Origin of the sequence: Pseudodesulfovibrio cashew (assembly GCF_009762795.1) — a bacterium.
Lineage (GTDB): Bacteria > Desulfobacterota > Desulfovibrionia > Desulfovibrionales > Desulfovibrionaceae > Pseudodesulfovibrio > Pseudodesulfovibrio cashew.
Genome location: NZ_CP046400.1, coordinates 3804368 through 3816839 on the forward strand (window position 1 = coordinate 3804368; position 12472 = coordinate 3816839).

At 62.8% G+C, this 12472-nt stretch carries 10 protein-coding genes; 6 read left to right on the forward strand and 4 right to left on the reverse strand.

The genetic code is table 11. The features are described from left to right. Nucleotides 1–120: 120 nt before the first annotated feature. Nucleotides 121–582 (reverse strand): methylglyoxal synthase, encoded by a 462-nt coding sequence (locus GM415_RS17425; protein WP_158950449.1) that lies wholly within the window; start codon nt 580–582, stop codon nt 121–123. 461 nt (nt 583–1043) lie between these two features. Here GM415_RS17425 and GM415_RS17430 point away from each other — a divergent pair, with 461 nt between their 5' ends. Genes GM415_RS17430 through mdoH form a run of 3 tightly spaced genes read left to right on the forward strand, consistent with a single transcriptional unit; the run spans nt 1044 to nt 5122 of the window. Next, nucleotides 1044–2654, forward strand: coding sequence for an OpgD/OpgG family glucan biosynthesis protein (locus GM415_RS17430; RefSeq protein WP_242012290.1), 1611 nt, complete (start codon nt 1044–1046; stop codon nt 2652–2654). Beyond that, complete coding sequence (locus tag GM415_RS17435) at nt 2638–3012, forward strand: hypothetical protein (protein WP_158950451.1); 375 nt, start codon at nt 2638–2640, stop codon at nt 3010–3012. The genes GM415_RS17430 and GM415_RS17435 overlap by 17 nt, the downstream gene beginning before the upstream one ends. Nucleotides 3013–3019: 7 nt before the next feature. Continuing rightward, on the forward strand, nt 3020–5122 hold the full coding sequence (gene mdoH / locus GM415_RS17440; RefSeq protein ID WP_158950453.1) for a glucans biosynthesis glucosyltransferase MdoH: 2103 nt from the start codon (nt 3020–3022) through the stop codon (nt 5120–5122). 50 nt (nt 5123–5172) lie between these two features. Here mdoH and GM415_RS17445 read toward each other — a convergent pair whose 3' ends face one another. Continuing rightward, nucleotides 5173–6048, reverse strand: coding sequence for a LysR family transcriptional regulator (locus GM415_RS17445; RefSeq protein ID WP_158950455.1), 876 nt, complete (start codon nt 6046–6048; stop codon nt 5173–5175). Between the two features lie 119 nt (nt 6049–6167). Between GM415_RS17445 and GM415_RS17450 the strand changes: the two genes are divergently transcribed. From GM415_RS17450 to GM415_RS17460, 3 genes are all read left to right on the forward strand, one after another. Next, nucleotides 6168–6767, forward strand: coding sequence for a LysE family translocator (locus tag GM415_RS17450; RefSeq protein ID WP_158950457.1), 600 nt, complete (start codon nt 6168–6170; stop codon nt 6765–6767). Nucleotides 6768–6888: 121 nt separating this feature from the next. Then, nucleotides 6889–7602 (forward strand): DUF599 domain-containing protein, encoded by a 714-nt coding sequence (locus GM415_RS17455; protein ID WP_158950459.1) that lies wholly within the window; start codon nt 6889–6891, stop codon nt 7600–7602. A gap of 126 nt (nt 7603–7728) precedes the next feature. Next, nucleotides 7729–9651: a sigma-54-dependent Fis family transcriptional regulator gene (locus GM415_RS17460; protein WP_158950461.1), complete on the forward strand. Its 1923-nt coding sequence runs from the start codon at nt 7729–7731 to the stop codon at nt 9649–9651. A gap of 86 nt (nt 9652–9737) precedes the next feature. Here the strand turns inward: GM415_RS17460 and GM415_RS17465 are convergent, their stop codons facing one another. Both GM415_RS17465 and GM415_RS17470 read right to left on the reverse strand, forming a co-directional pair. After that, nucleotides 9738–11039: an MFS transporter gene (locus GM415_RS17465; RefSeq protein WP_158950463.1), complete on the reverse strand. Its 1302-nt coding sequence runs from the start codon at nt 11037–11039 to the stop codon at nt 9738–9740. Nucleotides 11040–11111: 72 nt separating this feature from the next. Continuing rightward, on the reverse strand, nt 11112–12440 hold the full coding sequence (locus tag GM415_RS17470; protein ID WP_158950465.1) for a nickel pincer cofactor-dependent isomerase, group 22: 1329 nt from the start codon (nt 12438–12440) through the stop codon (nt 11112–11114). Nucleotides 12441–12472: the final 32 nt, after the last annotated feature.

Genomic DNA, 12472 nt, shown 5'->3' on the forward strand with positions numbered 1-12472 from the left:
CATGGAAAACGCAAGGCGTTGTCCCCCGGTCCGTCACCGAGCCGGGGAGCGGTAACACAAGCGGCATAACCGCACAGCAAAGTCGAAATGCTTCGGCTCGTCAGCCGCAGAGGGGTGCGGCTACGCCAGCTTCCGGTTGGCGTAATCGAAGAATCTCCCACTCTTGATACTGAATTCCTTGTCGAAAAACACGGAGGAAATAAGGAACTCGGCCGAGGAACGATTGCTGGCGGTGGGGATGTTATAGAGAACGGCAAGCCGGAGCAGGGCCTTTACGTCCACGTCGTGCGGCTGGGGCTCCATGGGGTCCCAGAAGAAGAACAGGATGTCCACTCCGCCGTCCGCGATCAACGCGCCGAGCTGCTGGTCGCCGCCCAGGGGGCCGGACTTCAGCCGGGTGACCTTTTTGCCCCCGTGCTCTGCCGCCCCACTGCTGAGCAGCTCCTCCACCAGCCGTCCGGTAGTACCGGTTGCCACTAGGTTGTGCTGGAGGATGGCGTCGCGGTTGCAATCGAGAAAATCCAGGAGCTCGTCCTTGCAGTTGTCGTGAGCCACCACGGCAATGTTTTTAACGCTGTCCATATCGCCTCCCGCTGCTGGGGCCTCGACGCCGGGACCAGCCCGGCATGAGCCTTGATTAGGGCTTATCGCCTGTCATCCATCCGATATCACTTGTCTATTCGTTTGTATATCCCCCGAAAGTACGTTTGCGGCAAGAACGCCACACGAAGACACCCTCTGTTCCACTGAAGCCGATATGAACCTCTCCTGCGTTGCGTCAATAGCCATCCCCAATCCAGACTATTGCCCCATCGCTTCCACGCTTCCCGTTTGGAATTCCGGATTTTTTCTTCCTCGTGCAACGCCTCAAATTCTCCTTTGAAGACGGGGAGCTACTAATTGTCTGCGCAAAGTTGAAAAAAAAATTCTCATGGCGTACTGTGCCTCACTTATCTGCCCGGCAGGGATGAAAAAACACCTTTTCGTCCCTGCCGCCCCTCTCCGGAGGCAACTGGTGAACCATAAGAAAACGACGCCAAAACATGCTCTTTCGATACATGACCGCGATGCGGCCTCCCGCATCGCTCCCTTGTTTATGTAAGGGACAGGTCCTGCTGCTCTGGACCGTTCTCGCACTGATCTGGACCGCCGCACCGGCGCAGGCCGAAGCGGAAAAAGCCGCGCCCTTCTCCCGCCAGACAGTGGTGGACAAGGCCCGGCAGCTGAACAAGACCCCGTTCGACCCCGCCGCCGGGCAGGTGCCCCAAGCCCTGCTCGACCTCGACTATGATGCCTGGCGCGACATCCGCTTCCGCCCGGAAAAGGCGCTCTGGAAGAACGAAAAGCTCCCCTTCCAGTTGCAGTTCTTCCATCCCGGCCTGTTCTACGACCGGGTGGTGCCCATCCACATCGTCACCAAGGGAAACGCAAAACCTCTGCCCTTTGACAGCTCCCTGTTCGACTACGGGGACAACCACACCGTGCCCGAGCAGATTCCCGACCAATTCGGCTTTGCGGGTTTCCGCATCCACGGCCCCATCAACACGACGAAATACTTCGACGAGATAGCGGTCTTCCTGGGCGCGAGCTATTTCCGCGCCGTGGCCAAGGGGCAGGTCTACGGCCTCTCCGCCAGGGGGCTGGCCATAGACACGGCCCAGCCGGACGGCGAGGAATTCCCCTATTTTCGCGAATTCTGGATTGAAAAGCCCACGCGCAAAAGCTCAAGCCTGACCGTGCACGCCCTGCTGGACAGCAAGAGCTGCACCGGGGCCTACACCTTCGTCATCCGGGGCGGAAAGACAACCACCATGGACGTCACGGCCACCCTCTTCATGCGCGCCCCGGTGGCCAAAATCGGCATCGCCCCCCTGACCAGCATGTTCCTGTTCGGGGAGAACACCGACGAACGCAAGGTCCGGGACTTCCGGCCAGAGGTCCACGACTCCGACGGCCTGCTCATCAGGAACGAGACCGGCGAATGGTTCTGGCGCCCCCTGGACAACCCCGTGAACCTGGAAGTGAACGCCTTCCAGGCGGACAACGTGCGCGGCTTCGGCCTGCTCCAGCGCGACCACGACTTCAACCACTACCAGGACCTGGAAGCCAACCAGGAGCGCAGACCCAGCCTGTGGGTCGAGCCCAAGGGCAACTGGGGCAAGGGTCATGTGGAGCTGGTCGCCATCCCCACGGACAAGGAAATCCATGACAATATCGTGGCTTTCTGGACGCCGGACGATGCTCTGCCCATCGGCGTGGCCCAGACCTACGAATACCGCCTGAACTGGCACGCGGGCCGTTTCACCCATCCCCCGCTCGGCTACGCCACGGCCAGCCGGTCCGGCGACGTGGAGGGCGGCGGAAAGCGGTTCGTCATCGACTTCAACAGCAAGGCCCTCCAGCTCCTGCGGCAGCCGACCCCCATCGAGGGGGTGGTCACCTGCGGCAAGGGCGCTGCCGTTTCGGGTCTGCACGTGGAAAAGAACCCCCATACCGGGGGCTGGCGTCTCTCCTTCGTCATCAAGTCCGACGAGGAACCCTCGGCTCTGGAAAAAGTCCTGCCCAACCGCAGGACTCCCATCGACATCCGAGCTTTTCTCCGCCTCAAGGATACCACTCTGACGGAAACCTGGAACTATGCCTATCACCCCTGATCTCCAACCGCCCCGAGGGGATGCGCAACGCGAGCGGACAGCCCGCTGCCTGATGGACTACCTGGACCAGCTCCCCATGGGTACGGAACAACGGCTGGAACTGGGCCTCTCCGTACTGCGGGAGCTGCCCGCCGAGGCATCCTCCGGACAGGCCCTAGAGGCGCTGCATACCCGGTTGCCGGTACTGGCCCCGGAAGCCTTTCCGTCGAGCCACCCGGCCATCGATCGCGGCCACATGCCCGCCCAGTACCTTGGACGCCCGCGCAAGGGGCTGCCCGGTTTCCTGGCGCAGTGGGCGTGGCTGCTGGTGGTCGGCCTGCTCCTGACCCTGACCCTGTTGCTGAACAGCCTCCAGTGAGCACGTCATGACCGATAAAATGCATGAAACCGGCTGGCGCAGGGCCGCCGACAGACGCCGCTTCGTCCTCGGCCTGCTCATCCTGATCCCGTCAGCTCTGGCCAGCGCCTACGTTGGCTCGGTCCTGCCGGAAAAGGGCTCCACCCTGCTGGAGCTGGCCATCATCATCGTCTATTCCATCCTGTTCGCCTGGATTTCCGTGGGATTCTGGACGGCCATCATGGGGTGCTTCACCCTGCTTCGGCGCTATGACAGGTTCACCATCAGCCATGCGCAGAACGAACCGCTGGAGCCGGGCCCGACACCGCGCACAGCAGTGCTCTTCCCCATCTGCAACGAGGACACGCCTCGGGTCATGGCCGGAATCAAGACCACCTATCTCTCCCTGCAAAGGGCAGAGGGCGCGGACAATTTCGACATCCACATCCTGAGCGACTCCAGCGGCGCGGACAAATGGATGGAAGAAGAGGCGGCCTGGGCCGAACTGGTCAATGAATTGGGCGCGCAGGGGCGCATCTTCTACCGCAACCGCAAGGTCAATCTGAAGCGCAAGAGCGGCAACGTGGCGGACTTCTGCCGCCGCCACGGCAAGGCATACACCTACATGGCGGTCTTTGACGCGGACAGCGTCATGTCCGGCGAGACCCTCGACGCCATGGTCCGCATCATGGAGCGCAGGCGCAAGGTCGGTATCCTGCAGACCGCGCCCGCCTGCTTTGGACGCGATACCCTGCTCGGACGGCTCCAGCAGTTCGCCAACCGCGTGTACGGTCCCATGTTCGCGGCCGGTCTGTCCTTCTGGCAGCTGGGCGACGCCCAGTACTGGGGACACAACGCCCTGATCCGCATCGAGCCCTTCATGCGCCACTGCGGACTGCCCAGGCTCTCGGGCAAGCCGCCGCTGGGCGGCGACATCCTCAGCCACGACTTTGTGGAGGCCGCGCTCATGCGTCGGGCGGGCTGGGGAGTCTGGCTCGCCTTCGACCTGCCCGGAAGCTGGGAGGAGTGCCCGCCCAACCTGCTCTCCGAACTCAAGCGGGACCGCCGCTGGTGCCAGGGCAACCTCCAGCACCTCCGCCTGCTCTTTTCCGAAGGGCTGTTTCCGGCCCACCGGGTCCTGTTCCTCAACGGGGCCATGAGCTACGCCTCGGCCCTGCTCTGGTTCCTGTTCCTGATGCTCTCCTCGGCGGAGGCCGTGCTCCAGGCAATCGTCGGCCCCAGCTACTTCACGGCCACCAAGTCCCTGTTCCCGGCCTGGCCAGTTTGGCAGCCGCTCTGGGCGCTGGTCCTCCTGGCCACCACCGGCGTACTGCTCTTCCTGCCCAAGATCATCAGCTACCTGCTGATCCTGTTCAAGACCCGCCAGTCTCGCTTGTTTGGCGGCCCGCTGCGCCTGCTGGTCAGTATCGCCCTGGAGGTATTCTTCTCCGCCATGCTGGCTCCCGTCCGCATGCTCTTCCATAGCAAGTTCGTCCTCATCACTCTGCTGGGCATGAAGATCGGCTGGGGATCGCAGCAACGGGACGACCGCCCCACCTCCTGGTGGGAGGCGACCCGCTTCCACCTCGGCGGCGTGCTCTTCGGCATCCTCTGGGGCGGCGTGGTCTGGCTTTACTCTCCCCTCTTCTTCTGGTGGATCGCGCCCATCGTCCTGCCCCTAGTGCTGGCCATCCCCCTCTCGGTGCTCACCAGCCACGACGGCCCGGGACGTTGGCTGCGCCGCAAGAAGCTGCTGCTCATCCCGGAGGAATCGGCCCCGGCGCAGGAAATCCAAGACGTTACCCGCTTCACCGAACGAATGGAGGCCGCCTCAGTGCCCCTGGGCCTGCCACGCGAAGCCGGATTCCTGCGGGCCCTGCTCGACCCGGGCGTCAACGCCCTTCGCCGAAGCCTGCAATCAGGGACTCGCGCCTCCCTGTCCCCGGAAGCGGAGGCCAGACGCGATCAAATCGTGGAAAAAACATTGCGGGAAGGTCCCGGCAGCCTCACGCCGGGAGAGAAGCGACTCCTGCTCCACGACCCCGAACGGCTTCTCACGCTGCACAGGCAGGCCTGGACGCTGGATGACGGGAACCTGCGCAGACAATGGGTGGAGGACCTTCAGAGATAGGCCGCCCAAAACGGTTCTGCCACATACCGATAGGACAGAAGAACACGGGGCTAGGTCCAGACCTCTCCGATGACGTCCTTCATGGCAGTAAGATTCATCTCTCCGTCCCGCTTCCCAAGGGAAAGCAGATACAGGCTGAGGCGCTTCTCGAGAAGCATGACAGGTGCGATGCCATAGGCGCTGGCGACCTCGTTGGCCTTGGAAAGCGGCATGACGCCGAGGCCGACCTCATCGGCGACGAACTTCAGGATGGCCGACTCCTGGTCCACAACAACGGTCTTTTTCGGGCGCGCCCCGATGTCGGCGAACAACGCCGTCAGAACCCTGTTCATGGGGCAATGGTCACTGGTCCAGACCCACGGGAACTCGGCGATTTTCCCTGCATCCGCGTCCGCAAGCGCTTCCCGCCAGGCCTCGGGTGCGACGACGGCCAGCTCGATCTCGCCTAGAAGCCGCGCTTCAACCCCGTCGTCTTCAGGCAGGAAATAGGAAAACCCCAGGTCGATGCCACCGGAACGCAGCTCGCTCACGACATCCCAGCTCATGGTCTCCTTTACGACCAGGGACAGGCCCGGATACCGCCGCGACAGCAGGGAATGAACCTCCTTCAGGCGCAGTAGACGAGGGTCGGTGTTGGCTCCAAGGGTGATTACGCCATGTCCGCCGCCCACGATCCTTTCGGCTTCGTTCCGAAAATCGGCCATACCCCGCAACACGCCCCCGGCCTTTTCCTTCAGGCGCTCCCCCTCGCCGGTCAGCTCCATACCTTTGGAAGTCCGTTGGAAAAGCGTGATGCCGAGTTCCTCCTCCAGGGCCTTGATCTGGGCGCTCACCGCAGGCTGGCTCACGTTGAGCCTGGCCGCCGCGCGGGTCATATTCCCTTCTTCCGCGACGGCGACAAAAGACGCAAGCTGGTATAATTCCATGACAACCTCCCGGCAATCCACAGCGCTTATGAAGCAAATCCAATGTATTGATTGGACCCGAAACTCCCTTGCGCCTTATCTTTCAGGTTCAAAACACAACCCCCAACCGCGAGGTCACCATGTTCTCCCTGATTGCGGCCATGTGCATCTTTTCGCTCACGATGTCCATTTCTCCCGGGCCGGTCAACATGACCATCATCGCTTCCGGAGCCACCCATGGATTCCGTAAGACGTTCCCCTTCGTGTCGGGAGCGACTATCGGCTTCATCCTGCTCCTACTCTCACTGGGCTTCGGCCTCACGCGATTCGTGACGGCCTATCCCGCGTTTCTCCGGTATCTCTCCGTAGCGGGTTCCGCGTTCATCATCTACGTCGGCTACAAGATCGCCACCGCCCCGCCGGACCTGTCCATCGAAGAGGCGAAGTGCCCCGGCTTCAGGCAGGGAGTCCTCATGCAGTGGCTCAATCCCAAGGCATGGCTCGCCTGCATCGCGGGCCTTTCCCTCTTTACGGACGCCAACTCGCCAGCCCCGTTCCTCCTCTTTTCCGGCCTCTATTTCATCATCTGCTACCTCTCCCTTTCCGCCTGGGCGGTACTCGGCAAACGGGTGGGCCTTCTCCTCAACACCAGAAAGAGCATGAAAGTCTTCAGCATGTCCATGGGGTCCCTCCTGGGCGCGTGCGCGGCATACCTGCTGCTGACCTCACTGCAGGCGTGACACCGGACCGACAACACAACCCGCTGTATCTAATCGTGCCCGCCGCTTGGCAGGTCCCGCCCAAAGAGCTATCCTCCTCGCATAAGAACCGCGACCACATACTTCGGGAGGATTGCATCATATGAGCGAACTGGTTGCCCCGCATCTGCTGGACCTCGTCTGCCTGGCAATCGCCATGGGGTTGTTCTCGGCCTACCATCTGTATGTGCGTCAAAAGCTGAAGAAAAACCCGACCTATTCGCTTTACGGGGCCACCACCCTGGCCCGAACCGCGTGGGTGGTCAGCGTCATGGAGGAGAAAAAGGACATCCTGGCGGTGCAGACCCTGCGCAACTCGACCATGGCGGCGACCTTCATGGCCTCCACATCCATCCTGCTGGCCGTGGGCCTGCTGACCCTGTCCGGCCAGGGAGACCAGCTTGGGCAGATATGGCACGCCATGAACCTGTTCGGGTCCAAGATGGAAAGCACCATCACCCTCAAGCTGCTGGTCATCCTCGGCAACCTGTTCATCGCCTTCTTCAACTTCTCCTTCTCCATCCGACTCTTCAACCATTCGGGATTCCTGATCAATACGCCTCCCGAGGAAGGCAGCTACGGTGCCTCAATGACCTTCGTGGCCATGCAGTTGAACAAGGCCGGCGGCTACTTCCACATGGGCATGCGCGCCTACTATTTCCTGGTGCCCCTCGTCTTCTGGCTGTTCAGCCCGGTGTTCATGGTACTGGCCGCCATCACCGTGGTCATCCTGATCTCCCGCATCGAGAAGACCCCCAGGCTCGACTGCAAATACCTGGACTCCATGTTTGAGAATTCCTGTCCCTATCCCGAATAGTAAAATGCCCGGAAAACCTGGCCTGACCGGGGGGGACGGCTGGACAGCCGCTTCCCCGGACGGTATCGTCGCCGACGCGAAGAATCGTTCCGCGCAACTCACGAAACACCCCGACATGGAGAGGACATGGCCAGCGACATAGGCGTCATTGCGCCCGACAAGGACCTCATGGAAATGTTCCAGCAAATCCGCGAGGAGTCCTTTTCGGATTTCGAACTGCACACCGGCCTGTTCAACGACGCCGTCAACGTGGCCCGAAGCATGGTGGCCAGGGGCGTCAAGGTTCTGGTCAGCCGGGGCGAGACCACCCTGCTCATCCGTTCGGCCATCTCGGTTCCGGTGGTGGACATCCCCATCACCGTGCACGACGTCATCCCGCTCATCGACCAGGCCCGGGCCTTCAGCGACCGCATCGCCATCATCGGCTTCGGCGAGATCGTCAAGGCCGCGCGGGTGGCCGCACCCATACTCTCGGTCGAACTCACCTTTTTCCAACTCCATTCCACTCAGGAGATTCCCGAGGTGGTGGATCAGGTCTGCCGCCAGGGGTTCACAACGGTGGTCGGCAACCCGTACTCCGTGACCCTGGCCGAGGAGCGGGGCCTCAAGGGCTTCCCGTTGCGCACCCAGCGGCCCGTGCTGCTGACCACCCTGGACGAGGCCTCACGGCTGGCCGAGATATCCCGCCGGGAAAACGAGTGGGAGTCGCGGCAGCAGGTATTCATCGACTCCACCCGCGAGGGTGTGCTCGTGCTGGACGACATGGGGCGGCTGCTCCAGTCCAACCAGTTGGTCAACCTGGACCCCGGCGTGGAGGCCGAACTGTTCGAAATCGAGGATGACGTCAGGCGGCTCAAGACCGGCGAAATGCTGGACGCGGTCCTGTGCGGCGAACCCTGGAACGGGGTCATCCACGCCCGAGAAGGCGGCGACTACCTGTGCCGCATCCATCCGGTGGCGCGGGGCGGCATGAATTTCGGCGCGGTCATCCTGCTGGAACCGGCACGCCGCCAGGACCTCCAGCAACAACGATCCCTCTCCGAGCGGGGCTTGGTGGCCCAGCACCACTTCGAGGACATCGTCCATGACGGCAAGGGCATGCGCGATCTCATCGCCAAGGCGCGCCGCTATGCGGCGGCCGACTCAACCATCCTGATCATGGGCGAGTGCGGCACCGGCAAGGAGCTCATCGCCCAGAGCCTGCACAACGCCAGCCGCCGCAGCAAGGGCCCCTTCGTTGCGGTCAACTGCTCGGCCCTTCCCGAGAACCTCATGGAAAGCGAGCTGTTCGGCTATGAGGAGGGGGCGTTCACCGGAGCCACCAAGGGCGGGAAAAAGGGCCTCTTCGAGATGGCCAACACCGGCACCATCTTTCTGGATGAAATCGGCGAGATGCCCCTGACCATGCAGGTCAAGCTCCTGCGCGTGCTCGAGGAGCGTCAGGTCATGCGCCTCGGCAGCGAACGACTCGTGCCGCTGGACGTCCGGGTGATCTGCGCCACCAACCGCAATCTGGCCAGGATGGCCACCATGGGCGGGTTCCGCCAGGACCTCTACTTCCGCATCAACGTCCTGCGCCTGACCCTGCCCGCCCTGCGTGAACGGGGCACCTGCATCGACGAGCTGATCCGGTTCTTCAGCCGCGAGATCGGCTACCGCCTTGGCGGTTCGCCGCCCGATCTGGGCGAGGATGCCATGGACACCCTGCGCCACTACTCCTACCCCGGCAACGTCCGCGAGATGAAATCCATTCTGGAACGCATCATGGTCGAGTGCTGGGGACGGGAGGTTTGCCGCCGGGACATCCTCGAGAACCTCGAGCCCGGGCACGAGGCCTGCGGCGGTGAGGGAATCAAGGAAACCGCACCGTCGGACAATGCGCCATCTTCCGCGTCCGGTTCGTCCGGCGCAACGTCCATAAGGCAGGAAGAGCTGCGGCTCATCCACCAGACCCTGGAGGAGTGCGGCGGCAACAGGGCCGAGACCGCGCGCAGGCTCGGCATCAGCACCACCACCCTCTGGCGCCGGTTACGCGACCAGCCGCAATAGCCAACATACCAAAGCAAAAAAAGGGAAGACCGCCGGTTGCGCGGTCTTCCCTTTTTCAATTCGTTATAGTGAAAAGGTGAAAGCGCCTACTCCGTGACGGGAGCGACCACGGGTGTTCTGGTCATAGGCTCCCTCGCCAGCAGCGCGCCGCAAACGCCCACGCAGGCCACGCCGATGTACAGGGCGCAGGACATGGCGTAGCCGCCCATGGTGAATCCCCCCCCGGCTGCGTGACCATGGGATTCCAGGATCCATCCGGTCAGGGGCTGGAAGACAGAGACCCCGAAGGACGGCAGCGTGTTGAGCAATCCGCCGCCGGTGCCGGTTGCCCTGTCGCCGAAGATGTCGCGGATGGAGGCAAAACCAACGGACAGCGACCCCATGCCGAAGGCGGCCAGGCAGAAGAACCAGACGTACATGGCCCAACCAGGCAGGACGCTACCGTACATGGCCAGGATGATGAACAGCGCCACCGTGCCCAAGGCGTTGAGCAGCATGACCGGCTTGCGAGCCCGGAACACGGAATCGGACAGCCAGCCCGTCAGCGGTCCGCCCGCCAGCATGCCGATGCCCATCATGTTCAGGACGCTGCCTGCCTGCGCCTTGGTCATGTGGTGGATATCCATAAGGAACGGTCCGCCCCACAACCCGCCGAAGCTCATGTGGATGGCGAACTGGCAGAAAAACCAGGTGGCGATGAACCAGAAGTCGCGGCTGGAGCAGATTTCGCGTACGGACTGCCACAGCTCGGCCGGGCTCTGTCCGCCGGAGTCCTCTCCCGTGCCCGGGTAGAGGGATTCATACCCGGCCTGCTCCGGAGTGTCCCGCACCCAGAACCACAGGGCCACGGCCACGACCACGCCGACAACGCCGCTCAGGATCAACCCCTGCCGCCAGCCGATGGCGGAGCAAAGGGAGGCCATGGGGCCGGAGCCAAGGATCAGACCGAGGCCGCCCATGCCAAGGTAGATGCCGCTCATGCGGGCAAAAGCCTCGGGCGGGAACCAGCGGCTGAACAGCTTGATGCCGCAGATGAAGACCACGGACACGCCGAAGCCCATGCACGCCCTGCCGATCATCAGTCCCATGACCGAGTCGGACATGCCGAACATGATGGCCCCCAGCCCGGCCAGACCGAAGAAGAACGGGAGCGTGCGCCTAGGGCCCAGGGAGTCGGCCAGCAGGCCGCTGGGCAGTTGCATGGCACCGTAGGAAAAGAAGAAGATGGACGCCAGCGCACCCATGGCGGTCGCGCCCAAATGCATGTCGCCCATGATGTCCACCGCCATGACAGCCGGGCTCACCCGGTGGAAGGGAACAAAGAGGTAGGCGGCACACAATAGCAAAAAAATGAATAAAGCCTGATTGTTACGCTTTGAACGAGTCATAAGGGAATCCTTTGGTCCCGGCTCAGAAAGGACCGGGACTTGCTGAAATGGATTTGTTTCTGGGTGTGAACGCTACAGGCCGCTGACCAGCTTCCCGTCGTCGTCGAACCGCAAAGGTTCGGCCTGACGCCAGACCTCGACCAGCTTGCCTTCGGCTTCCAGCTCTTCCAGCAGGGGCCTGGTCACCAGCATGCTGTCCAGATCCGAGGTGGACTTGAGGACGCACCCCCTTACCTGGTCAGGCTCCGGCTGCCAGCAGACGCGCAGGCCCGCCTGGATGCAGAGCTTCTCCGTCGGCAGCACGGGCGGGAGCTTGACCCTGGTCATGCAGGCCGAGGTCAGTGCGTTGAAATACATGGACATGAGGTCCAGCTCCTGGGCGGTCTCCAGGGGCATGAAGTCGGCGTTGCCGACGCCGATGCCGTTGCCCGCCGAGGCGGGGGTCACGCGCAGGGCCACGATGGAATTGATGTAGGGCGGACGCATGGGATCACCCCGAAAGCCTTCGCGGCCGATGGTCTTGATATCCATGCCCGTGCCGGAGATGTTCTTGCCCAGCCACTCCACCACAAGGTTGTCCACCTGGGCGAAGGGGATGGCCGGGGCGTGTGCCTTGTACAGGGCCAGCAGTTCCTTGTCCCTGGCCACGAAGTCGGCGGGGTCCACCCCTTCCACCACGGCCAGTTCGTGGTGGCTGTTCTCAACCAGGGCCACGGCAAGGACGAAACGCGCATTGGCCATGCACTTCTCGGCGATGCGCGGCATGAGCTCCACCAGCCCCCGGCGGCCGTAGATGTGCACGTTGCGCGCACCCATGGCCTTGCCCAGACCCACGGAAATCATTTTGCAGAGGCCGCTCTCGACCTCGGCCTCGAAGTTGGTATGCGCCTTGACCCGGGCGACGACCACGATGCCGTCCGCCTCATAGGCGTTGCGGTCGATGTGGGCCTCCACCCGGGGCTCCACCTCTCCCAGATTGACGGTCTCCATGCTGGAGACAACGGGCACGCCCATGGCCTCCTCGCTGACACCGAGATGAGCCAGGACCTTTACCTGCCCTTCGGCCACGCCACCGCCGTGACTGCCCATGGCCGGGACTATGAAGGGCGCAAACCCCATATCCTTGAGCCGGTCCACAACACGCCGGACGACGGTGGGCAGGTTGGCAATGCCGCGGCTGCCCACCGCCACTGCCACCCTGGCGCCCTTTTTCAGGACGCCGAGGGGGCTGCCGTCGCCGGGGTTGCGGTCCATGGCGCGGTCTATGGAGGTTTCGATGTCGGTCAGCGCCGGAAGCTCCGGCTGTCTGACGCGAACTCCGTAGAAAGACGGCACGGGCTGGTTGTCCAGGCCGGGGATGTCCAGCACGGGGAAGTTCGGTGTGGGATATTGCAATGCCATGATGCCGATTCGCCTTGTTGCTTTCTGATTGT

Excerpts from the sequence above, each read along its gene's own strand:
- GM415_RS17455 (WP_158950459.1), top strand. The coding sequence starts at position 6,889 with ATGAGCGAACTGGTTGCCCCGCATCTGCTGGACCTCGTCTGCCTGGCA.
- GM415_RS17465 (WP_158950463.1), bottom strand. The coding sequence starts at position 11,039 with ATGACTCGTTCAAAGCGTAACAATCAGGCTTTATTCATTTTTTTGCTA.
- mdoH (WP_158950453.1), top strand. The coding sequence starts at position 3,020 with ATGACCGATAAAATGCATGAAACCGGCTGGCGCAGGGCCGCCGACAGA.
- GM415_RS17425 (WP_158950449.1), bottom strand. The coding sequence starts at position 582 with ATGGACAGCGTTAAAAACATTGCCGTGGTGGCTCACGACAACTGCAAG.
- GM415_RS17430 (WP_242012290.1), top strand. The coding sequence starts at position 1,044 with ATGCTCTTTCGATACATGACCGCGATGCGGCCTCCCGCATCGCTCCCT.
- GM415_RS17450 (WP_158950457.1), top strand. The coding sequence starts at position 6,168 with ATGTTCTCCCTGATTGCGGCCATGTGCATCTTTTCGCTCACGATGTCC.
- GM415_RS17435 (WP_158950451.1), top strand. The coding sequence starts at position 2,638 with ATGCCTATCACCCCTGATCTCCAACCGCCCCGAGGGGATGCGCAACGC.
- GM415_RS17445 (WP_158950455.1), bottom strand. The coding sequence starts at position 6,048 with ATGGAATTATACCAGCTTGCGTCTTTTGTCGCCGTCGCGGAAGAAGGG.
- GM415_RS17460 (WP_158950461.1), top strand. The coding sequence starts at position 7,729 with ATGGCCAGCGACATAGGCGTCATTGCGCCCGACAAGGACCTCATGGAA.
- GM415_RS17470 (WP_158950465.1), bottom strand. The coding sequence starts at position 12,440 with ATGGCATTGCAATATCCCACACCGAACTTCCCCGTGCTGGACATCCCC.